The organism is Variovorax sp. DAIF25 (genome assembly GCF_050711835.1).
In the GTDB taxonomy this organism is placed as follows: domain Bacteria; phylum Pseudomonadota; class Gammaproteobacteria; order Burkholderiales; family Burkholderiaceae_C; genus Variovorax.
This window is the reverse complement of the sequence record NZ_CP136636.1, coordinates 6,086,510-6,107,484: the sequence shown is the minus strand read 5'-3', so window position 1 is coordinate 6,107,484 and position 20,975 is coordinate 6,086,510. Positions and strand designations below refer to the sequence as shown.

Annotated in this window: 20 protein-coding genes; 7 read left to right on the top strand and 13 right to left on the bottom strand. The window is 70.6% G+C overall.

What is annotated here, in order from left to right; translation table 11 throughout:
* Positions 1 to 11: 11 nt before the first annotated feature.
* The 4 genes from phnE to R0232_RS28185 are packed head-to-tail and all read right to left on the bottom strand — an operon-like array spanning position 12 to position 3,325.
* Entirely contained in the window at positions 12 to 806 is a 795-nt protein-coding gene (gene phnE, locus R0232_RS28200; RefSeq protein WP_431510228.1) for a phosphonate ABC transporter, permease protein PhnE, read from the bottom strand.
* Positions 803 to 1,630, bottom strand: a complete 828-nt coding sequence (locus tag R0232_RS28195) for a PhnE/PtxC family ABC transporter permease (protein WP_431510227.1) — start codon at positions 1,628 to 1,630, stop codon at positions 803 to 805. The genes phnE and R0232_RS28195 overlap by 4 nt, the downstream gene beginning before the upstream one ends.
* The gene (locus tag R0232_RS28190; RefSeq protein WP_431510226.1) at positions 1,627 to 2,448 is read right to left on the bottom strand and encodes a phosphonate ABC transporter ATP-binding protein; all 822 of its coding nucleotides are present in this window, start codon (positions 2,446 to 2,448) and stop codon (positions 1,627 to 1,629) included. The genes R0232_RS28195 and R0232_RS28190 overlap by 4 nt, the downstream gene beginning before the upstream one ends.
* Positions 2,449 to 2,470: 22 nt before the next feature.
* Positions 2,471 to 3,325: a putative selenate ABC transporter substrate-binding protein gene (locus R0232_RS28185; protein ID WP_208510281.1), complete on the bottom strand. Its 855-nt coding sequence runs from the start codon at positions 3,323 to 3,325 to the stop codon at positions 2,471 to 2,473.
* A gap of 104 nt (positions 3,326 to 3,429) precedes the next feature.
* Between R0232_RS28185 and selD the strand changes: the two genes are divergently transcribed.
* The 3 genes from selD to R0232_RS28170 all read left to right on the top strand — a co-directional run bounded on the left by selD (position 3,430) and on the right by R0232_RS28170 (position 8,680).
* A complete protein-coding gene (gene selD, locus R0232_RS28180; protein WP_431510225.1) occupies positions 3,430 to 4,515 on the top strand; it encodes a selenide, water dikinase SelD in 1,086 nt (361 codons plus the stop codon).
* A 46-nt stretch (positions 4,516 to 4,561) separates the two neighbouring features.
* Positions 4,562 to 7,078, top strand: coding sequence for an ABC transporter permease (locus R0232_RS28175; protein ID WP_431510224.1), 2,517 nt, complete (start codon positions 4,562 to 4,564; stop codon positions 7,076 to 7,078).
* Between the two features lie 111 nt (positions 7,079 to 7,189).
* Positions 7,190 to 8,680 (top strand): AAA family ATPase, encoded by a 1,491-nt coding sequence (locus tag R0232_RS28170; protein WP_431510223.1) that lies wholly within the window; start codon positions 7,190 to 7,192, stop codon positions 8,678 to 8,680.
* A gap of 1 nt (position 8,681) precedes the next feature.
* Here R0232_RS28170 and R0232_RS28165 read toward each other — a convergent pair whose 3' ends face one another.
* Positions 8,682 to 9,587: a LysR family transcriptional regulator gene (locus R0232_RS28165; protein WP_431510222.1), complete on the bottom strand. Its 906-nt coding sequence runs from the start codon at positions 9,585 to 9,587 to the stop codon at positions 8,682 to 8,684.
* Between the two features lie 156 nt (positions 9,588 to 9,743).
* On the opposite strand from R0232_RS28165, the gene R0232_RS28160 reads away from it, so the two are divergent.
* Positions 9,744 to 11,321, top strand: coding sequence for an MFS transporter (locus tag R0232_RS28160; protein WP_431510221.1), 1,578 nt, complete (start codon positions 9,744 to 9,746; stop codon positions 11,319 to 11,321).
* Positions 11,322 to 11,352: 31 nt separating this feature from the next.
* On the opposite strand, the gene R0232_RS28155 is transcribed toward R0232_RS28160, so the two are convergent.
* A complete protein-coding gene (locus R0232_RS28155; protein ID WP_431510220.1) occupies positions 11,353 to 12,258 on the bottom strand; it encodes a LysR family transcriptional regulator in 906 nt (301 codons plus the stop codon).
* 123 nt (positions 12,259 to 12,381) lie between these two features.
* Here R0232_RS28155 and R0232_RS28150 point away from each other — a divergent pair, with 123 nt between their 5' ends.
* The 3 genes from R0232_RS28150 to R0232_RS28140 all read left to right on the top strand — a co-directional run bounded on the left by R0232_RS28150 (position 12,382) and on the right by R0232_RS28140 (position 14,350).
* Positions 12,382 to 13,125, top strand: a complete 744-nt coding sequence (locus tag R0232_RS28150) for an SDR family oxidoreductase (protein ID WP_431510219.1) — start codon at positions 12,382 to 12,384, stop codon at positions 13,123 to 13,125.
* A 29-nt stretch (positions 13,126 to 13,154) separates the two neighbouring features.
* Positions 13,155 to 14,051 carry an SDR family NAD(P)-dependent oxidoreductase gene (locus R0232_RS28145; RefSeq protein WP_431510218.1) on the top strand — a complete coding sequence of 299 codons (897 nt, stop codon included), beginning with the start codon at positions 13,155 to 13,157 and terminating at the stop codon, positions 14,049 to 14,051.
* 74 nt (positions 14,052 to 14,125) lie between these two features.
* Positions 14,126 to 14,350 (top strand): SlyX family protein, encoded by a 225-nt coding sequence (locus tag R0232_RS28140; RefSeq protein WP_093340848.1) that lies wholly within the window; start codon positions 14,126 to 14,128, stop codon positions 14,348 to 14,350.
* Positions 14,351 to 14,371: 21 nt separating this feature from the next.
* Here R0232_RS28140 and trhA read toward each other — a convergent pair whose 3' ends face one another.
* The 7 genes from trhA to cyoB all read right to left on the bottom strand — a co-directional run bounded on the left by trhA (position 14,372) and on the right by cyoB (position 20,973).
* On the bottom strand, positions 14,372 to 15,067 hold the full coding sequence (gene trhA / locus R0232_RS28135) for a PAQR family membrane homeostasis protein TrhA (protein WP_093341249.1): 696 nt from the start codon (positions 15,065 to 15,067) through the stop codon (positions 14,372 to 14,374).
* A gap of 64 nt (positions 15,068 to 15,131) precedes the next feature.
* On the bottom strand, positions 15,132 to 15,701 hold the full coding sequence (locus R0232_RS28130; RefSeq protein WP_093340846.1) for a response regulator transcription factor: 570 nt from the start codon (positions 15,699 to 15,701) through the stop codon (positions 15,132 to 15,134).
* Positions 15,682 to 17,067, bottom strand: coding sequence for an ATP-binding protein (locus tag R0232_RS28125; protein WP_057593001.1), 1,386 nt, complete (start codon positions 17,065 to 17,067; stop codon positions 15,682 to 15,684). The genes R0232_RS28130 and R0232_RS28125 overlap by 20 nt, the downstream gene beginning before the upstream one ends.
* Entirely contained in the window at positions 17,051 to 17,905 is an 855-nt protein-coding gene (locus tag R0232_RS28120; protein WP_431510217.1) for an SURF1 family protein, read from the bottom strand. Before R0232_RS28120 ends, R0232_RS28125 begins: the two co-directional genes overlap by 17 nt.
* Positions 17,902 to 18,312, bottom strand: a complete 411-nt coding sequence (gene cyoD / locus R0232_RS28115; RefSeq protein ID WP_093340843.1) for a cytochrome o ubiquinol oxidase subunit IV — start codon at positions 18,310 to 18,312, stop codon at positions 17,902 to 17,904. Before cyoD ends, R0232_RS28120 begins: the two co-directional genes overlap by 4 nt.
* Positions 18,309 to 18,977, bottom strand: coding sequence for a cytochrome o ubiquinol oxidase subunit III (cyoC, locus tag R0232_RS28110; RefSeq protein ID WP_431510216.1), 669 nt, complete (start codon positions 18,975 to 18,977; stop codon positions 18,309 to 18,311). Before cyoC ends, cyoD begins: the two co-directional genes overlap by 4 nt.
* On the bottom strand, positions 18,970 to 20,973 hold the full coding sequence (gene cyoB / locus R0232_RS28105) for a cytochrome o ubiquinol oxidase subunit I (RefSeq protein ID WP_093340839.1): 2,004 nt from the start codon (positions 20,971 to 20,973) through the stop codon (positions 18,970 to 18,972). Before cyoB ends, cyoC begins: the two co-directional genes overlap by 8 nt.
* Positions 20,974 to 20,975 lie beyond the last annotated feature (2 nt).

The window sequence follows — 20,975 nt, the reverse complement described above, 5'->3', positions numbered from 1 at the left end:
GCCCCGCGGCTTCAGGCATAGGCGGGACCGAGGCCCCGGCGCAAGCGAGCGCTCGCGAAGTCCACCAGCGTGACCAGCACGAACATCGCGAGCAGCACCGTCATCGCCTGCTGCTGCTGGAAGATCGAGAGGTGGAAGTACAGCAGCTGACCGAGCCCGCCGCCGCCCACGAAGCCCAGCACCGCGGCCATGCGGATGTTCATCTCCCAGCGGTAGAGCGTGTAGGCCACCCACTGCGGCAGCACGATCGGCAGGCTGGCGTAGCTGAAGGCCGCGACCGGGCCGGCGCCCGAGAGCGTCAGCGCGTGCTCGGGCTCGCGCGGCGCGTTCTCGAGCGCCTCGGCGAACAGGCGGCCCAGCACGCCCGTGGTGTGCAGCGCCAGCGCGAGCGCGCCCGCGAAGGGCCCGATGCCCGCGGCCAGCACCATCAGCGCGGCCCAGACCAGCTCGGGCACGCTGCGCAGCAGGTTGAGGATGAAGCGCGCGGCGTGGCGCGGCAGCCAGCCGGCGCGGCCGGAAGCGGGCAGCGCGAGCAGGGCGCCCGCCAGCGCCGCGAGCACCGTGCCGAGCGCCGACACCGCGAGCGTCTGCAGCGCGCCATGGCCGACCTTGGCGAGGAAGCCGCCCGAGAGGTCGGGCGGGAAGAACTCGGCGATGAACTTGCCCATGAGCGCGAGCGACTCGGTCGAGCCCAGCGCGCGGTAGTCGATGCCGAGGTAGACGAAGCTCGCGACCACCGCCGCCGCGATCAGCAGCAGCGCGATCCGGCAGCGCACGCAGGGCGGAGGACGCGGCGGCAGGTTCATGCGAGCAGCCTGCGCAGCGCGTTGCTCAGCACGTCCGCCAGCAGCACCAGCAGCAGGAACACCAGCAGGATGCTGCTGGCCTCGCCGCCGTTGAGCATCTTCATCGACTGGTCCATCAGCTGGCCCAGCCCGCCCGCGCCGACGAAGCCCATCACCACCGAGGCGCGCACCGCGCACTCCCAGCGGTACACGGTGTACGAGGCCAGCTCCTGCGCCGTGTGCGGCAAGAGGCCATAGCAGAGCGCCGCGAGCCGGCCGCTGCCGGCCTCGAGCAGCGCGCGCGCGGGGCGGGTGTCGGTCGATTCGAGGATCTCGGCGTAGACCTTGCCGAGCATGCCGCCATAGGTGATGGCCAGCGCCAGCACGCCGGCCGCGGGACCGAGGCCCAGCGCGCGCACGAACAGCAGCGCCCAGACGATCTCGGGGATCGCGCGCAGCACCATCAGCAGCCAGCGCGCCGCCTGCCGCACGATGCCCGCGCGCACGCGGCCCGGGCCGGGGCCGATGCGCGAGATCGACAGCGCGCGCGTCGTCACGAAGGCCAGCGGTGCGCCGATCAGCAGCGCGAGCGCGGTGCCGGCCGTGGCCATGGCCAGCGTCTCGAGCGTGGCCTTGGCGAGCAGCGCGAGAAAGGCGGGCGAGCCATCGGGCGGAAGGAAGCCCGCGAGAAAGCCGCCGATGACCGCGAGGTTGCCGCTGCCGAACAGCGCCCACGGCTTGAACTCGGCCAGCGTCAGCATCGGCCACGCGACGACCAGCGCGGCGAGCCCGAAGCCGAGCCGGCGCCGCGCCTGCGGATCGCGGTGGATGGCGCTCGCGCTCAAGCGCAGCCCGGCCGCTGGAAGGCCGCCTCGGCCGCCTCGGCTGCGGCGTGTTGCGGCGCGCGCTGCAAGGCCACGCCGCCCTCGCTGGCATAGAGCGCATCGAGCAGCGCGGGCGTGAGCTCGGCGGTCGGCAGGTCGAACATCAGCTGCCCGTTGCGCATGCCGACCACGCGCGGAAACCAGCGCAGCGCCAGGTCCACCGCATGCAGCGACGCAACCAGCGTGGCGCCCGTGCTCTCGCTCTGCGCGACCAGCTGGCCCACGGCGGCATCGGCCAGCGTGGGGTCGAGCGCGGAGACGGGCTCGTCGGCCAGCAGCAGCGCCGGCCGCTGGTAGAGCGCGCGCGCGATGCCCACGCGCTGCAGCTGCCCGCCCGAGAGCCGGTCGCAGCGCTCGAACAGGCGGTCCTCGAGCGACAGGCGCGCCAGCACCTCGTGCGCGCCGGCCATGTCGGAAGGATGGAGCAGCGAGGCCAGTGCGCGCCAGCTCGACCACTGGCCCAGCCGGCCCGCGAGCACGGCCGTGACCACGCGCAGCCGCGGCGCGATCGGCGGTGCCTGGTGCACGGTGGCGATGCGCGCGCGCAATTGCTTCAGCGCACCGGCCGGCAACTGCCAGGGTCGCGCGTCGAGTGTTTGCACCTCGCCCTCGCCGGGACGCAGCGCGGCCCCGAGCACGCGCAGCAGCGTGGTCTTGCCCGCGCCCGAGGGCCCGATGACCGCGAAGCGCTCGCCGTCGCGCGCCGCGAGCTTCACGCCGGCCAGCGCGCGCTGGCCGTTGGGGTGCACCACGCCCACGCCGTCGAGCGAGAAACCCATGCGCGCTGTTCCTCTGTCTTGTTTACTTGATCAGGCCGGCCGATTTGCCCGCAGTCTCGATGCCGTCGTAGTTCGACGACTTGGTCGGGATGAACTTGCTCGCGCGCTGCAGCGCCATGATCTCCTTGTGCGCCGGGTTGGCCGGATCGAGCTTGAGGAAGGCGTCGGTGAGCTTCTTCGTGAGCGCCGCGTCGAGGCCCGGGCGCACGGTCCAGTTGTAGTCGTAGTAGGTCGGCGTGGTCGCGAGCACGCGCACCTTGAGCGCGTTCGGGTTCTTGGCTTCCACCAGCTTGTCCCACACCGAGGCGTTGAGCACGCCGGCCTCGGCGCGCGAGGCGGCCACGAAGGCCACGGTGGCGTCGTGCGCGCCCGAGAACGCGACCGTCTTGAAGTCCTTCTCGGGGTTGATGCCGGCCTGCAGCAGGAAGTAGCGCGGCATCAGGCTGCCCGAGGTGGAGGAGGGCGCGCCGAACGCGAAGGTCTTGCCCTTGAGGTCCGCGAGCGTCTTCGCGCTGCTGTCCAGCGGCACGATGAACTTGCTGGTGAAGACCTCGTCCTCGGCGCGCTGCACGATCGGCACCGCGCCGCCGTTGGTGCGGATGCGCGCCTGCACGAAGGTGAAGCCGCCGAGCCAGGCGAGGTCGATCTTGTTCGTCGCCAGGCCCTCGACCACGGCGGCATAGTCGGTCACGGGCGTGAACTGCACCTCCATGCCGGTTTCCTTCTTGAGGTAGTCGCCCAGTGGCGTGAACTTGCGCTGCAGCTCGGTCGGCGCCTCGTCGGGAATGGCCGAGACGCGCAGCACGCCCTGCGCGAAGGCGCCGACGGCGGCGAGGGAGAGCGTGAGCGCAAGGGCGATGCGAGCGGGAGTTTTCATGGGTGTGGCCTTTGGTGAATCGAAGTGGGTCGTCAGCGGGGCGCGGGCGGGTCGCGGTCGAGGCTTCGATAATCTCGCCTTGTCTCATTCACCGACGCGTTGCCATGACCGATGCTGCATCTTCCAGGCCCCTGAATCCGCTGGCGCCGCTGCGGCTCACCAGCTTCTCGCATGGTGGCGGCTGCGGTTGCAAGATCGCACCCGGGGTGCTGTCGCAAATTCTCAAGAACCATGCGGGGGGACTGATTCCGCCTGAGCTCATGGTGGGCATCGAGACCGCCGACGACGCGGCAGTCTACAGGCTCAACGACGAGCAGGCGCTGATCGCCACCACCGATTTCTTCATGCCCATCGTGGACGATCCCTACGAATTCGGGCGCATCGCGGCCACCAATGCCATCAGCGACGTCTACGCCATGGGCGGGCGGCCGATCATGGCGCTGGCCATCCTCGCGATGCCGATCAACCAGTTGCCGGTGGAAGTGATCGCCGAGATCGTGCGCGGCGGCCAGGACGTCTGCCGCGCCGCCGGCATTCCGATCGCAGGCGGCCACACGATCGATTCGGTCGAGCCGATCTACGGCCTGGTCGCCATGGGCCTCGTGCATCCCGAGCGCGTGCGACGCAATGCCGACGCGAAGGCGGGCGACGTGCTGGTGCTCGGCAAGCCGCTGGGCGTGGGCGTGCTCTCGGCCGCGCTCAAGAAGGAGCAGCTGTCCGAGACCGGCTATCGCCAGCTGATCGAGAACACGACGAAGCTCAACACCCCCGGCATCGCGCTCTCGGCGCTCGAGGGCGTGCATGCGCTGACCGACGTCACGGGCTTCGGCCTCGCGGGCCATGCGCTCGAGCTCGCGCGCGGCGCGAAGCTCTCGGCCGTCGTCGAATGGTCGAAGGTGCCGCTGCTCGACCAGGTCCAGGCCATGGCCGCCGAGGGCTTCGTCACGGGCGCCTCGGGCCGCAACTGGGCCGGCTACGGCGCCGAGGTCGAGCTCGCCGCCGGCCTGCCGCCGACCGCGCAGGCGCTGCTCAGCGATCCCCAGACCTCGGGCGGCCTGCTGGTGAGCTGCGCGCCCGAAGCGGTCGATGCGGTGCTCGAGATCTTCAGGCGCGAGGGTTTCGCGCAGGCGGCGGTGATCGGCGGCATGGAGGCGGGTCCGCCGTCGCTGCGGGTGGTGACGGGGCAATAACCCTCGAACCCGCCGCCCGGGCGCCCGCTGGGCTATCGTCGCGCCCATGAACGCCTCCCTCCGCCTGGGTTGGCGCACGCTCTGGCGCGACCTGCGCGCCGGCGAGCTGCGCCTGTTGATCGTCGCCGTGCTGCTGGCCGTGGCCGCGCTCACGGCCGTCGGCTTCTTCGCCGACCGGTTGCAGGGCGGCCTGAAGCGCGACGCGCGCCAGCTGCTGGGCGGCGACGCGGTCATCGTCAGCGACAACCCGACGCCCGAGGCCTTCGTGGCGCAGGCGCGCTCGCTGGGGCTGCAGTCCGCGGGCACTTATGGCTTTCCGACCATGGCGCGGGCCGACGATGCGCAGGGCGGCGCGAGCAAGCTGGTGGCGCTGAAGGCGGTGGCCGAGGGCTATCCGCTGCGCGGCAACGTGCAGACCGCCACGGCCCTGGGCGCGCCGGGCGCGGTCACGCGCGACGTGCCGGCACCGGGCGAGGTCTGGGTCGATGCCTCGCTGCTCGACTCGCTGGCGCTCAAGGTCGGCGACACGCTGCTGCTGGGCGACACCGGCCTGCGCGTCGGCCGCGTCATCACGCTCGAGCCCGATCGCGGCGCGGGCTTCATGAGCTTCTCGCCGCGCGTGATGCTCAACCAGGCCGACGTGCCGCGTACCGGCCTCGTGCAGCCGGCCAGCCGCGTGGGCTACCGGCTCGCGGTGGCGGGGCCCGATGCGGCGGTGAAGCGCTTCGTCGACTGGTCCGAGGCCCAGATCAAGCAGGGCGAGCTGCGCGGCGTGCGGCTCGACTCCTTCGAGAGCGGCCGGCCCGAGATGCGCCAGACGCTGGACCGCGCCGAGAAATTCCTGAGCCTGGTGGCGCTGCTGGCGGCACTGCTGTCGGCCGTGGCGGTGGCGCTGGCCGCGCGCGGCTTCGCGGCCAACCACCTCGACGACTGCGCGATGCTGCGCGTGCTGGGCCAGAGCCAGCGCACCATCGCCTGGGCCTATGCCTTCGAGTTCGCGGTGGTCGGGCTGGTGGCCAGCGCGCTGGGCGTGGCGATCGGCTTCGGCGTGCACTACGTGTTCGTGCTGCTGCTGGCGGGCCTGGTCGAGACCGCGCTGCCCTCGGCCACGCTGTGGCCCGCGGCCTTCGGCCTCGGCATGGGCCTCACGCTGCTGTTCGCTTTCGGGCTGCCGCCGGTGCTGCAGCTCGCGCGCGTGCCGCCGCTGCGCGTGATCCGGCGCGACGTGGGCGGGCTCAAGCCGGCCTCGCTGGCGGTGCTGGGCATCGGCGTGGCGGGCTTCGCGGCGCTGCTGATGGCGGCCAGCAGCGACATCAAGCTGGGCCTGATCGCGGTCGGCGGCTTCGCGGGCGCGGTGGCGGTGTTCGCGCTGCTGAGCTGGCTCGCGGTCAAGCTGCTGCGGCGCAGCGTCAACGAGACCACCGCGCCGCGCTGGCTGGTGCTGGCCACGCGGCAGATCTCGGCGCGGCCGGCCTATGCGGTGGTGCAGGTCAGCGCGCTCGCGGTCGGCCTGCTGGCGCTGGTGCTGCTGGTGCTGCTGCGCACCGACCTGGTGGCGAGCTGGCGCAAGGCCACGCCGCCCGATGCGCCGAACCGCTTCGTCATCAACGTGATGCCCGACCAGAGCGAGGCCTTCCAGAAGGCGCTGCGCGGCGGCGGCGTCGACAAGTTCGACTGGTACCCGATGATCCGCGGCCGCCTGATCGCGATCAACGACAAGCCCGTGACGCCCGACGACTACACCGAGGACCGCGCCAAGCGGCTGGTGGACCGCGAGTTCAACCTCAGCAACAGCACCGAGGCGCCCGCGCACAACAGCATCGTGGCCGGCCGCTGGACGCCCGGCGCGCAGGGCGAGGCGAGCGTGGAGGAAGGCCTGGCCGAGACGCTGGGCCTGAAGCTCGGCGACCGCCTGCGCTTCGACATCGGCGGCATGCAGAACGACGCGCGCATCACCTCGCTGCGCAAGGTCGACTGGGGCTCGCTGCACGCCAACTTCTTCGTGATGTACACGGTGCCCTCGCTGCCCGACGTGCCGACCACCTACATGGGCGCCTTCCGCGCACCGGAGACCAAGGGCTTCGACAACGCGCTGGTGCGTGCCTTCCCGAACGTGACCAACGTCGACATGAGCGCCACCATCAACCAGGTGCAGACGGTGCTCGACCAGGTGATCCGCGCGGTGGAGTTCCTGTTCGGCTTCACGCTCGCGGCCGGGCTGGTGGTGCTGTTCGCGGCCGTCACCGCCACGCGCGAGGAGCGCGCGCGCGAATTCGCCGTGATGCGCGCGGTGGGCGCGCGCGCCAGCCTGCTGCGCCAGGTGCAGCGCGCCGAGCTCGCGGGCGTGGGATTGCTTGCCGGCTTCCTCGCGAGCATCGTGGCCTCGGTGATCGGCTGGGGCCTGGCGCGCTTCGTGTTCGAGTTCACCTGGACCGCCTCGCCGCTCGTGCCGGTGGCGGGTGCACTCGCCGGTGCGGTGCTCGCGCTGGGCGCGGGCTGGTGGGGGCTGCGCGAGGTGCTGCGCCGGCCGGTGGTCGAGACGCTGCGGCGCGCGGCCGAATGAGCTGAGCCGCCAGCAAGGCATCGCGCCGATTTTTTTCGCGCGCGGATCGGAAAGGGGCCGGGAGTGCACTACATTCCCCGGCCCTGCTTTTTTGTGAATCGACTTTCCCGCATGCGCCTGGCGTCCTTCCAGATCACCCACTTTCGCTCGATCAACGACAGCGGTCCCATCGAACTCTCCCGGATCACCACGATCCTCGGCCGCAACGACACCGGCAAATCCAACCTGCTGCGCGCGCTGCACAGCCTGAACCCGGCCGAGGGGCCGGTGAGCGCGCTGAGCCCGATCAAGAACTTTCCGCGCCACCGCCGCCTGAGCGAGTGCACGGCCGACACGCCCGTGGTCCACACGCGCTGGCGCCTCGAGCCGCAGGAGCAGGCCGAGCTGGTGCGCATGCTGCCGCGCGCCTCGGGCGTGAGCCACGTGACGGCGGGCCGCGGCTATGGCCCGGCGCGCTGGGCCGGCCTCGAGGGCCTGGGTGACCTGTCGATCGACGTCGGCGATGCCAAGGGCAAGATCCGCAAGATCGTGCCGGCCGTGAAGGCCGCGGCCGAGAAGCTGGTCGACGAACTGCGCGCGCCGCTCGAGCAGGCGGCCGATGCCTTCGATGGCGCGATGATCCTCAACCCCGACCTGCTCAAGTGGTCCGAGGGTGCGCAGCTGGCGCTGGCCGCACTGCGCCAGGCATTGGCCGCGGCCGGTGCCGAGCTGGCCGACAAGCCCGCGCAGATGGTGACCGAGCTCGAGGAGCTGTCGCTGTCGATCGTCAGCGACGGGCCCGCGCTCGCGCGCGCCAAGGCGTGGATCCTCGAGCGGCTGCCGCGCTTCGTGTTCGTCGACGAGTACCCCGCGCTGCAGGGCCGCCAGAACATCGCCGACTACCTCTCGAGCGAGGCGCGCGACCATCTCTCGAGCGCGCAGCGCAGCTTCGGCACCCTGTGCCGCGCCGCGGGCCTCGATCCGCGCGAGCTGCATGCGCTGCACGAGCGCGGCGACCAGGCCACGCGCAACCAGCTCGTGAACCGCGCGGGCGCGGCGATGACGGCCGAGATCCGCCGGCTGTGGAAGGACCGGCCGCTCAAGGTGCGCTTCAACCTCGACGGCGACGAGTTCGACACGCTGGTGTCCGACCCGGGCGGCGCCTACGAGGTCGAGGTCGGGCTCGACGAGCGCAGCCGCGGCTTCCAGTGGTTCTTCGCGTTCCACGTGGCCTTCTTCGCGGGATTGCGCAACGAGGGCGGCGAGGCCGGCGAAGGCAGCGCGCAAGGCGACGGCGGCATCGTGCTGCTGCTCGACGAACCCGGCCTGCACCTGCATCCGCGCTCGCAGGCCGACCTGCTCGCGCACTTCGAGCAGGATTTCGCGCAGCAGATCGTCTACACCACGCACTCGCCCTTCATGGTGCCGGCCGGCGAGAAGGCCGCGGTGCGGATCGCGCAGCTCGAGGGCGGTGCGGGCACCACGCTGAGCAGCCGCGAGCTGGCGGCGATCGGCGGAAATGCGCGGATCGGCGCGCTGTTCGATCTGGCGCAAGAGCCGTCGGCCGCAGTGTCCGAGTCGGCCGTGGCGACCGTGCCAGCCGAGCCGGCGGTGGCCGCCTGAGTCAGTCCCGCCTGACCTCTTCGTCGGTCGGCGGCGGAAACATCCGCTCGACCGCGAAATCCACGAAGGCCCGCACCTTCGGCGACAGCTGCCGGCTCGACGGCCACAGCGCCGAGAACTGGCCGCGGTGCGTGACGTGGGGCGCGAGCACGCGCTGCAGCTCGCCGCGCGCCAGCGCATCGCGCGCGAGGAAATCGGGCATGAAGCCGATGCCGAGCCCGGCGATGGCGGCGCCGAGCATGGCCTCCATGTTGTTGCACAGCATCGTGCAGGGCAGCCGCTCGGGCAGGCCCGGCAGGGTCCAGTCCTCGATGCGCGTGCCGGTGACGAACTTGTAGCGCAGGCAGGCATGGCCGGCGAGCTCGGCCGGCTGCTGCGGCACGCCATGGCGCGCGAGGTAGGCCGGCGCGGCCACCAGCAGAAAGCGGAACGGCCCGAGCCTGCGCGCCACCAGCCCCGAATCGACCAGCTCGCCGCTGCGGATCGCCACGTCCACGCCCTCGGCGATCACGTCGACCAGCCGGTCGTTGAAGTCGAGGTCGAGCTCGATCTGCGGATAGCGGGCCTGGAAGTCCGGCAGCATCGGCAGCAGGAAGCGGTAGCCGATGGTCGGCAGGCTCACGCGCAGCCGGCCGCGCGGCTGGGCGACGGCGTCCTGCATCATCGCGCGCGCATCGTCGAGCTCGTCGAGGATGCGGCGGCAGCGCTCGTGGAACATCGCGCCTTCCTGCGTGAGCCGCACCTGGCGCGTGGTGCGGTTGAACAGCCGCAGCCCGAGCTGCTGCTCGAGCCGCGCCACGTTCTTGCCGACCGCCGAGGCGGAGATGCCGAGCAGGCGCCCCGCCTTGGCGAAGCTCAGCAGGTCGGCCGCCCGCACGAAGGATTCGAGGCCGCTGAAACTGTCCATCGATTGGCAACCTCAGGTTGGGAGTGAGTGGAGCAATACGCCCATTCTCTTTGCATTCAATCATTTTTATCTTCTCTTCACGCCGAGGAGGGCGTCGGCCGGGTCTCCGGGCCGGCGCCGCCCGGCCCTGTCTTTGGTCCTGCGTGAAGGGTGTCCATGTCTTCTTCCTTGTCTTCGTCGGCGTCTTCGTCTTCCCCGGCGCCGCATCCGTACTGGCTGCTCGCCGCCGTCTGCCTGGCCGCGATCGGCATGCCGCTGAGCTTCACCGGCCCGGCCGTGGCGCTGCCCGCGATCCATGCCGCGCTGGGCGGCAGCCCGGTGCAGCTCAACTGGGTCACCAATGCCTTCATGCTGAGCTTCGGCGGCACGCTGATGGCGGCCGGTGCGCTGGCCGATGCCTATGGGCGCAAGCGCGTGTTCGTGCTCCGGCTGCTGCTGATCCTGCTCGGCAGCCTGTTCGCGGTGTGCGCGCCGGGCATCGTGTGGTTCGACCTCGCGCGCGCCGCGCAGGGGCTCGGTGCCGCCGCGGCCTTCGCCGCCGGCACCGCCGCGCTGGCGCAGGTCTTCGACGGCGCGGCGCGCACGCGCGCCTTCAGCCTGATCGGCACCTCGTTCGGCGCCGGTCTGGCCTCGGGCGCGCTGCTCGCGGGCTGGCTCGGCGAGCGCTTCGGCTGGCAGGCCGTGATGTGGAGCCCCGCACTCGTGAGCCTGGCGGCGCTGCTCATCGGCGCGGCGTGCATGCGCGAGTCGCGCAATCCGCAGGCCATGGGCCTCGACGTGCCCGGCACCCTGAGCTTCACCGGCGCGCTGAGCCTGCTGACGCTGGGCGTGCTGCAGGCGCCCGACAGCGGCTGGGGCAATCCCTGGGTGATCGGCGCGCTGGCCGGCGCCGTGCTGCTGGGTGTCGTCTTCGTCGCGATCGAGCGCCGCGTCGCGCATCCGATGCTCGACCTGACGCTGTTCCGCTATCCGCGCTTCGTCGGCGTGCAACTGCTCGCGAGCGCGCCGGCCTATGCCTTCGTCGTGCTGCTGGTGCTGCTGCCGATCCGCTTCGTCGGGCTCGAGGGGCGCGACGTGGCCGAGACCGGCCGGCTGATGCTCGCGCTGTCGGGGCCGATCCTCGTCGTGCCGACCCTGGCCGCCTGGCTCGCGCACCGCTTCTCGGCCGGTGCCATCTCGGCCGTGGGGCTGCTGGTCTGCGCCGTTGGCTTGTACGCGCTGGGCCGCTGTGCGCCGGGCGCGGCACCGCGCGAACTGCTGCTGCCCCTGCTGCTGATCGGCGGCGGCATCGGCCTGCCCTGGGGCCTGATGGACGGCCTCGCGGTCGGCGTGGTGCCGCGCGAGCGCGCGGGCATGGCCTCGGGCATCTTCAACACCGTGCGCGTGGCGGGCGAGGGCATCGCGCTCGCGCTGGTGGGGGCGGCGCTGACGGCGCTGGTGGCGTCGCGGCTGGCGCACCTGCCGGGCGTGTCGGGATCGTCGGCCGCGTCGCAGGCCGCGCAGCAGGTCACGACCGGCGGCCTGCAGCAGGCGCTCGCGCTGCTGCCGGGCCTGGACCGCGCCGCGGTGCTGCAGGTGTATGGCGATGCCTTCGCCACGCTGCTGCTGGGGCTCGCGGCCGTGACGGTGCTGACGGCGGTGGTGGTGTTCGCGTTCCTGCGCGGCGAGGAGCAGGCGCAGGGGGCGCAGGGGGCGCAGGGGGCGGAGGCGGCGCTGAACTGCCCGGCCTCCTAGCCGCCACCTTGGTCAAGCCGTCGCGCGGGCGTCACAGCGCGGCCGCCTCGAACACCTCGTGCAGCCACTGCGTGAACACGCGCACGCGCGCCGAGAGCTGCCGGTGCTGCGAATACAGCACCGACACCGGCATCGGCGGCGGCGCGAAGCCGTCGAGCACCACCTTCAGCCGTCCGTCGGCCAGCTCCGCGGCCACGCGGTAGCGCGGCACCTGCACCAGCCCCAGGCCCGCGACGGCCGAACCGGTGTAGAGGTCGGTGCCGGTGACCGACACGGTGGCCGGCAGCTGCAGCGTGCTCACGCGGCCGTCGACGGTGAATTCGAGCGGCACCGGCTTGCCGGTGGCGCTCGAGAGGTAGTCGACCGCACGGTGCGTCGAGCCGGGCGCGGCCAGCGCCGTGGGATCGGCCGGCTCGCCATGCCGCGCCAGGTAGCCGGGGCTCGCCACCGTGACCTGCGGCAGCAGCGCGATGCGGCGCCCGACCATCGAGGAGTCCTGCAGCGTGCCGGCGCGCAGCACGCAGTCGACGCCCTCGCGCACCAGGTCGATCAGCCGGTCGTCCTCGCCGATGTGCAGCGTCAGCTCGGGATGGCGCGCCAGGAAGTCCGGCAGCGCCGGCACCACGAAATGCCGCGCCAGCGTGCCCTGCAGGTTGACGCGCAGCAGCCCCTTGGGCGCCGTGTCGCGGAACAGCCCCTCGGCCTCCTCCACGTCGGCCAGCAGGCGCACGCAGCGGCGGTAGTAGGCCTCGCCGTCCTGCGTGAGCCGCACGGTGCGCGTGGTGCGCTCGAGCAGCCGGGTGCCGATGCGCTGCTCGACGCGCTTGATCAGGTTGGTGACGGTGGCGCGCGGAATCCGAAGGTCTTCCGAGGCCTGGGTGAAGCTCTGGCGCTCGGCGATGCGCACGAAGGCCTGCATTTCCTGGAAGCGGTCCATGGCGGTGTCGTCGGTCTATTGTTGAAGTAGATGGAATGGTAATGGCGATCTAGTGGTGATTATCTTTTGGGTGGAACGATCGAAGATTCGTCTCACCAACCACCCACCGCAAGGAAACACGCCATGAACCCCTCTTCCAACCCCAAGGTCGCGATCGTCACCGGCGCATCGCGCGGCATCGGCGCCGCCATCGCGCAGCGCCTGTCGGCCGACGGTTTCGCCGTCGCCGTCAACTACGCCTCGAGCCCGGCGCTGGCCGAGGCGCTGGTCGCGCAATTGCAGGCCGCGGGCGGCCGCGCCATCGCCGTGCGCGCCGACGTCGCCAGCGCCGACGAGGTGCGCCGCATGTTCGACACCGTCGAGCAACAGCTCGGCCGCGTCGACGTGCTGGTCAACAACGCCGGCATCCTCAAGACCGTGCCGCTGGCCGAGCACGACGACGCGCTCTACGACCAGGTCTTCGACATCAACGTGCGCGGCACCTTCAACACGCTGCGCGAGGCCGCCAAGCGCCTCGCCGAGGGCGGCCGCATCGTCAATTTCTCGAGCACCACGCTGGCGCTGAACATGCCCGGCTATGCGATCTACAACGCCACCAAGGCCTCGGTCGAAGCCTTCACGCACGTGTTCGCGAAGGAGCTGCGCGGCCGCAACGTGACGGTGAATGCGGTCGCGCCGGGCCCGATCGCCACCTCGCTGTTCCTCGACGGCAAGACCGAGGAGCAAATCCAGGCCTTCGCCAAGATGCCGCCGCTGCAGCGCCTGGGCCAGCCCGAGGACATCGCCTCGGTGGTCTCGTTCCTCGCCGGTCCCGACGCGGGCTGGGTCAACGGCCAGATCCTGCGCGCCAACGGCGGCCTCGCCTGATCCCTTCCATCCATCGACGGAGAACCCTCATGAACAAGCAGATCATCCTCGTCACGGGCGCCGGCACCGGCATCGGCAAGCTCAGCGCCCGGTCGCTCGCCGAGGCGGGCCACATCGTCTACGCCTCGATGCGCGACATCGCGGGACGCAACGCGCCGCGCGCGGCCGAGCTGCGCGCGCTGGCGGCAGCCAGGGGGCTCGAGCTGCATCCGCTCGAACTCGACGTGCTGTCGCAGGACTCGGCCGATGCCGCCGCCGCGACGATCGTGCGCGAGCAGGGCCAGCTCGACGTGGTGATGCAGAACGCCGGCCACCTGGTGGTCGGCCCGACCGAGGCCTTCACGCCCGAGGAGATCGTGAAGGTGTTCGACACCAACGTGCTCGGCGCGCAGCGCGTCAACCGCGCGGTGCTGCCCTACCTGCGGCGGCAGGAATCGGGCCTGATGCTGTGGATCAGCAGCACCACCACCAAGGGCGGTTTCCCGCCGTTCATGGGGCCCTACGGCGCGGCCAAGGCGGCGATGGATTCGCTCGCCGTGACCCTGGCCTACGAGATCGCGCGCTTCGGCATCGAGACCTCGATCGTGGTGCCGGGTGCGTTCACGCGCGGCACCGACCACTTCCCGAGCGCGGGCAAGCCGGCCGATGCGACCACGGCCGCGGCCTATGGCCGCTACGACGGGCTGATGGACCAGATCGGCGCCAAGCTCTCGGCGCTGACGCCCGAGCATGCCGATCCGCAGGCGGTGGCCGACGAGATCGTGCGCATCGTGGGCCTGCCCGCGGGCCAGCGGCCGATGCGGCCGGTGATCGACTTCGTGAACGACGGCGCGGCCGAGGTGTTCGAGGTGTCGGAGCGCGTGCGCATCGAGTTCGCGCACCGCATCGGCATGGCCGACCTGCTCGAGGCGAAGGTGCGGCGCTGAGCCATGCGGCAGGCCCGGGCCGGCCGCATGGAATCGTCACGAAACCGCGGCCGGTCTTCCTGTCCAATAGCGCCATGGAACATTCGCCCCACGACGTCACCGAGCGGCTCGACGCGCTCGAGATCAAGGCCAGCTATGCCGAGGACCTGCTCGAGCAGCTCAACCTCACGATCTACCGCCAGCAGCAGCAGATCGACGGCCTGCTGGCCCAGCTGGGGCAGCTGCGCGAGCAGGTGCAGGCCGCGGGCCAGGGCGGCGCGCCGCGCAACCTGCGCGACGAACTGCCGCCGCATTACTGAAGCCGAAGCCGAAGCGCCAACTCAGCCGTGCGCGTGCCAGAGCACGGCGAAGAAGTGGCAGGTGCTGCCCGCGAGCACGAACAGGTGCCAGACGAAGTGGGCGAAGCGCACCTTGGAATCGAACAGGAAGACCACCGCGCCCGCGGTGTAGAACAGGCCGCCGGCCACCAGCCAGCCCAGGCCCGCGCCCGACATGCGCTCCACCAGCGGCACCGCCGCCATCAGCGCCATCCAGCCCATCGCCACGTAGAGGCCGGTGGACCACAGCGGATGCTTGAGCCGGTCGAACAGCTTGGCGCCCACGCCCAGCGCCGCAGCGGCCCAGATCGCGCCGAACAGCGTCCAGCCCCAGGGCCCGCGCAGCACGCCGAGCACGAAGGGCATGTAGCTGCCCGCGATGAAGAGATAGATCGCGGCATGGTCGAAGCGGTTGAACCAGGCCTTGGCGCGGCCCATCGGCAGCGCGTGGTAGAGCGTGGAGATCAGGTACAGCACGATCGCGGTGCCGGCGAACAGGCTGGCGCCGACGATGCCGGCCGCGGTGCCCTTCTGCGCCGCGCTGTAGACCAGGATCGGCAGCGAGGCGATCGCCAGCAGCAGCCCGAGGCCGTGGCTCAGCGCGTTGAAGATCTCCTCGAGCGTGGTCTGGTCGCGCACCACCGGGGCGGCGCGGCGGGCCGGGGCGGCGAGGGGTGCGGGCGTCGGTGTCAGGTGCATGGTCATCCGAAAAGAGAGTGTCGGTGCTTGCCGTGGGTTCCTCGATGTCGCGCCGCCGGGGCCGCTACTTGACCTGCTGCTTGCCGAGCTTGCGCGCGAGCGTTCGCCGGTGCATGCCGAGCCGGCGCGCGGTCTCGGAGATGTTGAAGCCGGTCTCGGCCAGGGTCTCGTGGATGCGTTCCCATTCGAGGGTCTTGATCGAGGTCGAGCGGTTGGTCAGCTCGACCTCGGTGGTGCCGACCGCGCGGCCGAAGGCGGCCTCGATGTCGTCGGTGTTCGAGGGCTTGGCCAGGTAGTGGCAGGCGCCGAGCTTGATCGCCTCGACCGCGGTGGCGATGCTCGCGAAGCCGGTCAGCACCACGATCAGCGTCTTGGCGTCGTGCCGGTGCAGCGTCTGCACGCAGGCCAGGCCCGAGGCCTCGCCGTTGAGCTTGAGGTCGACCACCGCGTAGCCCGGCGCATGGTGGCGCAGCAGGTCCTCCACGTCCTCGAGGTTGCTCGCGTGCAGCACGGTGTAGCCGCGGCGCTCGAACGAGCGGCCCAGCGTGCGCGCGAAGGCCGCGTCGTCCTCGACGATCAGCAGCTGGCGTTCGGCCTCGGCCTCGGCGCCGGTGTCAGTGGGGGATTCCGTCATGGCCATGCATCCCGATGTTCTCTTCCTCGTCGTCCTCCTCTTCCAGCACGATGGCCGCGAGCGGCAGCGCCAGCGTGACCGCGGCGCCGCCCTCGGGCCGGTTGCGCGCGGCCACGCGGCCGCCCACGGTGCGCGCCACGTTGACCACCAGGAACAGGCCCAGGCCGCCGCCGGGGCGGCCCTTGCTCGACTGGTAGGGCTTGCCGAACTGCGCCAGCATCGCGGGCGCGAAGCCCGGGCCGGCGTCGGTGACGACCAGCTGCAGGTCGTCGCCCTCGTGCGCGACCTCGAGCCGCACCCAGTGCGGCGAGGCTTCGAGCGCATTGTCGAGCACGTTGCAGATCATCTGCTTGAGCGCCGAGTCGGAGACCATCGGCAGGTCGCGGCCGAAGCGGTTGTCGTAGACGAAGGTGCCGACCGGCCGCGTGGTGCGCCACTCCTCGACCAGGTCGTCGAGGAAGGTGCTGACCGTGGTCTCCTCGGACGACTCGCCGCGCGCCTCGCCGGCCGACAGCAGGATGCCGCTGACGATCGACTTGCAGCGCTGGATCTGGATCTCCATCTCGCTGACTTCCTGCAGCAGCTCGGGGTCGGAGCTGAAGTGCGGCAGCCGGCGCCAGTCGCCGAGGATCACGGCCAGTGTGGCCAGCGGCGTGCCGAGCTCGTGCGCCGCGCCCGAGGCGAGCAGGCCCATGCGCACGATGTGCTCCTCCTCGGCGGCGCGCTGGCGCAGGCCCGCGAGCTTGGCGTCGCGCTCGCGCAGGTTGCCGCTGATGCGCGTGATGAACACCACCAGCAGCGCCGCGTTGAGCGCGAAGCACACCAGCGTGCCCTGGATGTAGGGGCTCCACAGGCCGCGGTCGTGGTCGGGCGGCAGCGAGAGCGGGCGCGAGAACAGGGCCAGCCCCGCGAAGCACAGGGTGGTGACGCCCACCACGGTCCAGGTCGACCAGGGCTTGAGCAGCACCGCGCCCAGGATCACCTGCAGCAGGTAGAGGAAGACGAAGGGGTTGCTCGCGCCGCCGCTCAGGTAGAGCAGCGAGGTCAGGATCGCCACGTCGACCAGCAGCGCGAGCATCAGCTCGCCGTTGGTCACGCGCCGGTGGGTGCGCCAGCGCAGCAGGCTCGCGAGGTTGAACAGCGCCAGGCAGGTCAGCGCCTGCAGCATCTGGTTGAGCGGCAGGTGGATGCGGTAGCCGTAGTGCACCACCAGGATCGTCACCACCTGCCCCACCACGGCGAACCAGCGCAGCTGGATCAGCTGCTGCATGTTCTTGTGGCCGGTCGCGTTGTCCAGGCTGGCCACGCCCGCGCGCGGGGCCTGCAGCGCGCCGGCGACCGCGACCGCGTCAGCCGCGGTCGGCATCGCGATGGGAAGCGGGGGCGGCGTGCGGCTGTCCGTCGGCATGGCGCGCATTGTCGCCGCCGCGGCGCCGGCGCTCGTCGCGCCAGACGAAGACCGCGCCCGCGGCGACCATCAGCGCCAGCCCGTACCAGGTGAGCGCGTACACCAGGTGGCTGTTGTGGAACGCGATGACGGTGAGGCCGGGCGCGGGCCAGGCGGGCGCGCCGTCGAGCGCGCGCGGAATGCCGGGCTCGGCCTCGGCGTCGATGAAGTAGGGCGCCACGGCGTCGGCCGCGATGCCGTGCGCCGCGGCGATCGCCGCCACGTCGCGCGAGTACCAGCGCCCGCCGGCCGGGTCGTTGCTGCGCAGGAAGCCGCCGCGCGGCTCGCTGATGCGCAGCAGGCCCGTCACCTGGGTCTCGCCCATCGGCTCGGGGGCGGTGCGCGCGGCGCGCTCGCGTGCCTCGGGCGGCACGAAGCCGCGGTTGACCATCACCACGCTGCGCGCGGTCTGCAGCGGCGTCAGCACCCAGAAGCCGGCGCCGAGGTTGGTGCTGGCCTGCACCAGCGTCTCTTTCTCGTGGAGGAAAGTGCCCGAGAGCCGCACGTGGCGGTACTCGTCGTCGGCGGCATTGACGCGCGGCCAGTCGGCGCGCGCCGGGGGCGCGACCGGCACGGCATGCACGCGCTGCTCGACGCGTTCGATCAGGGCCAGCTTCCAGGCCCGGCGCTCGACCTGCCAGGTGCCGAGCGCGAAGAAAGCGGCGAACAGCACGGCCCCGAGGACCGCCAGCACCACGAGCCCGGCCGCGGAGCGCTGGCGGCCGGCGGGCGAGCGGTCGGTGGCCGGCGCACTCAAGGCATGTTCTTCATGTCGTGCATCGACGGCGGCATCATGTTGGTGTTCATGTGGTACATGACCCACAGCGAACCGGCCAGCGTGATGACCACGAGCACCAGCGTGAAGATCAGCGCCAGCATGTTCCAGCCGCCCTCGGACTTGGTGTCCATGTGCAGGAAGTACACCATGTGCACCACGATCTGCACCACGGCGAAGCCGAGGATGATCAGCGCGGTCGTGCTCTTGCTGTCGAGCACCTTGCCCATCACGAGCCAGAACGGAATGGCGGTGAGGATCACGGCCAGCACGAAGCCGGTCATGTAGCCCTTGAAGGTGCTGTGGCTCACCGGGCCGTCGTCGTGGTGCTCGCCGTGGCCGTGGTCGTCATGGCCGTGGCCATGGGTGTCGTGGGGTGCTGCGCTCATGCCATGGATCCCATCAGGTACACGAAGGTGAAGACGCCGATCCAGACGACGTCCAGGAAGTGCCAGAACATCGACAGGCACATCAGGCGGCGGCGGTTGGCGGCGGTGAAGCCGTGCTTGGGCAGCTGGAACAGCAGCACGATCAGCCAGACGATGCCGAAGGTGACGTGCAGGCCGTGGGTGCCGACCAGCGCGAAGAACGAGGACAGGAAGGCGCTGCGCTGCGGGCCCGCGCCCTCGTGGATCAGGTGCGCGAATTCGTAGAGCTCGAGGCCGATGAAGCCCGCGCCCAGCAGGCCGGTGATGGCCAGCCACACCAGCGTGCCGCCCATGCGCCGCTTCTGCATCTCGAGCATCGCGAAGCCGTAGGTGATCGACGACAGCAGCAGCAGCGAGGTGTTGATCGCCACCAGCGGCAGGTCGAACAGGTCGGCGCCCGAGGGGCCGGCCGCGTAGCTGCGGCCCAGCACGCCGTACACCGCGAACAGGCAGGCGAAGATGAGGCAGTCGCTCATCAGGTAGAGCCAGAACCCGAGCAGGGTGCCGTTCTCCGGATGGTGGTCCTCGTTGCGGACGTTGAACAGCTCGAAGGTCGGCACGCTCGGCGCGTTGCCCACGGTGTGGGTGCCGGCGGGGCTGGAGTGGAGGGCGGTACTGTTAGACATGGGCGGCCAGGAGGCGCGTGCGAGCGTCTTCGGTGCGGACGACTTCGTCCGCGGGGATGTGGTAGTCGCGCTTGTAGTTGAAGGTGTGGACGATGATGGCCACGAGCATCACGAAGAAGCTCACGCCGGCCACCAGCCACATCTGCCAGATCATGGCGAAGCCGAAGGCCGCGCTCAGCGCCGCGATGATGAAGCCGGCGGCCGTGTTCTTGGGCATGTGGATCGGGCTGAAGCCTTCCAGCGGACGCTGGTAGCCGCGTGCCTTCATGTCGGACCAGGCGTCGTTGTCATGGATGCGCGGCGTGAACGCGAAGTTGTAGGCCGGCGGCGGCGACGAGGTCGACCACTCGAGCGTGCGGCCGTCCCACGGGTCGCCCGTGGTGTCGCGCAGCGAGTCGCGGCGGATGTAGCTCACCACGATCTGGATCAGGAACGAGGCGATGCCCAGCGCGATCAGCACGGCGCCGAAGGCGGCGACCTGGAACCAGATCTGCAGCGACATGTCCTGGAAGTGGCTCATGCGGCGCGTCACGCCCATCAGGCCCAGGATGTACAGCGGCATGAAGGCGAACCAGAAGCCGACGATCCAGAACCAGAACGAGCACTTGCCCCAGAACGGATCGAGCTTGTAGCCGAAGGCCTTCGGGAACCAGTAGGTGATGCCCGCCAGCATGCCGAACAGCACGCCGCCGATGATCACGTTGTGGAAGTGGGCGATCAGGAACAGGCTGTTGTGCAGCACGAAGTCGGCCGGGGGCACGGCCAGCAGCACGCCGGTCATGCCGCCGATCACGAAGGTGATCATGAAGCCGATGGTCCACATCATCGGCAGCTCGAAGCGGATGCGGCCGCGGTACATGGTGAAGAGCCAGTTGAAGATCTTCGCCCCGGTCGGGATCGAGATGATCATCGTCGTGATCCCGAAGAAGGAGTTCACGCTGGCGCCCGAGCCCATGGTGAAGAAGTGGTGCAGCCACACCAGGTACGACAGGATCGTGATCACGACCGTGGCGTAGACCATCGAGGCGTAGCCGAACAGGCGCTTGCCCGAGAAGGTGGAGACCACCTCCGAGAAGATGCCGAAGGCCGGCAGGATCAGGATGTAGACCTCGGGGTGGCCCCAGATCCAGATCAGGTTCACGTACATCATGGCGTTGCCGCCCATGTCGTTCGTGAAGAAGTTGGTGCCGACGTAGCGGTCGAGCGACAGCAGGGCCAGCACGGCGGTCAGCACCGGGAAGGCGGCGACGATCAGCACGTTGGTGCACAGCGCGGTCCAGGTGAAGACGGGCATCTTCATCATGGTCATGCCGGGCGCGCGCATCTTCACGATGGTCGCCAGCAGGTTCACGCCCGAGAGCAACGTGCCCACCCCCGCGATCTGCAACGACCAGATGTAGTAGTCGACCCCCACGTCGGGGCTGAACAGGATGCCCGACAGCGGCGGGTAGGCCAGCCAGCCGGTCTTGGCGAACTCGCCGACGAACAGCGAGGCCATCACGAGGCCGGCGCCGAAGGTGGTCATCCAGAAGCTGAAGTTGTTCAGGAACGGGAAGGCCACGTCGCGCGCGCCGATCTGCAGCGGCACCACGAAGTTCATCAGGCCCGTGACCAGCGGCATCGCCACGAAGAAGATCATGATCACGCCGTGGGCCGTGAAGATCTGGTCGTAGTGGTGCGGCGGCAGGAAGCCCGCGTTGTCACCGAAGGCCACCGCCTGCTGGGCGCGCATCATCAGCGCGTCGGCGAAGCCGCGCAGCAGCATCACCAGGCCCAGCACGATGTACATGATGCCGATCTTCTTGTGGTCGATGCTGGTGATCCAGTCATGCCACAGCGTGCTCCACAGCTTGAAGTAGGTGATCGCGCCGAGCAGCGCGACACCGCCGAGCACGACGGCGGCGAAGGTCACCAGCAGGATCGGTTCGTGGTAGGGGATCGCCTCCCACGTGAGGCGGCCGAAGACGAGCTTCGTCAGGTCGAGGTTCTGGAGCATCG

Excerpts from the sequence above, each read along its gene's own strand:
- phnE (WP_431510228.1), bottom strand. The coding sequence starts at position 806 with ATGAACCTGCCGCCGCGTCCTCCGCCCTGCGTGCGCTGCCGGATCGCG.
- R0232_RS28190 (WP_431510226.1), bottom strand. The coding sequence starts at position 2,448 with ATGGGTTTCTCGCTCGACGGCGTGGGCGTGGTGCACCCCAACGGCCAG.
- R0232_RS28185 (WP_208510281.1), bottom strand. The coding sequence starts at position 3,325 with ATGAAAACTCCCGCTCGCATCGCCCTTGCGCTCACGCTCTCCCTCGCC.
- selD (WP_431510225.1), top strand. The coding sequence starts at position 3,430 with ATGACCGATGCTGCATCTTCCAGGCCCCTGAATCCGCTGGCGCCGCTG.
- R0232_RS28175 (WP_431510224.1), top strand. The coding sequence starts at position 4,562 with ATGAACGCCTCCCTCCGCCTGGGTTGGCGCACGCTCTGGCGCGACCTG.
- R0232_RS28170 (WP_431510223.1), top strand. The coding sequence starts at position 7,190 with ATGCGCCTGGCGTCCTTCCAGATCACCCACTTTCGCTCGATCAACGAC.
- R0232_RS28165 (WP_431510222.1), bottom strand. The coding sequence starts at position 9,587 with ATGGACAGTTTCAGCGGCCTCGAATCCTTCGTGCGGGCGGCCGACCTG.
- R0232_RS28160 (WP_431510221.1), top strand. The coding sequence starts at position 9,744 with ATGTCTTCTTCCTTGTCTTCGTCGGCGTCTTCGTCTTCCCCGGCGCCG.
- R0232_RS28155 (WP_431510220.1), bottom strand. The coding sequence starts at position 12,258 with ATGGACCGCTTCCAGGAAATGCAGGCCTTCGTGCGCATCGCCGAGCGC.
- R0232_RS28150 (WP_431510219.1), top strand. The coding sequence starts at position 12,382 with ATGAACCCCTCTTCCAACCCCAAGGTCGCGATCGTCACCGGCGCATCG.
- R0232_RS28145 (WP_431510218.1), top strand. The coding sequence starts at position 13,155 with ATGAACAAGCAGATCATCCTCGTCACGGGCGCCGGCACCGGCATCGGC.
- R0232_RS28140 (WP_093340848.1), top strand. The coding sequence starts at position 14,126 with ATGGAACATTCGCCCCACGACGTCACCGAGCGGCTCGACGCGCTCGAG.
- trhA (WP_093341249.1), bottom strand. The coding sequence starts at position 15,067 with ATGCACCTGACACCGACGCCCGCACCCCTCGCCGCCCCGGCCCGCCGC.
- R0232_RS28130 (WP_093340846.1), bottom strand. The coding sequence starts at position 15,701 with ATGACGGAATCCCCCACTGACACCGGCGCCGAGGCCGAGGCCGAACGC.
- R0232_RS28125 (WP_057593001.1), bottom strand. The coding sequence starts at position 17,067 with ATGCCGACCGCGGCTGACGCGGTCGCGGTCGCCGGCGCGCTGCAGGCC.
- cyoD (WP_093340843.1), bottom strand. The coding sequence starts at position 18,312 with ATGAGCGCAGCACCCCACGACACCCATGGCCACGGCCATGACGACCAC.
- cyoC (WP_431510216.1), bottom strand. The coding sequence starts at position 18,977 with ATGTCTAACAGTACCGCCCTCCACTCCAGCCCCGCCGGCACCCACACC.
- cyoB (WP_093340839.1), bottom strand. The coding sequence starts at position 20,973 with ATGCTCCAGAACCTCGACCTGACGAAGCTCGTCTTCGGCCGCCTCACG.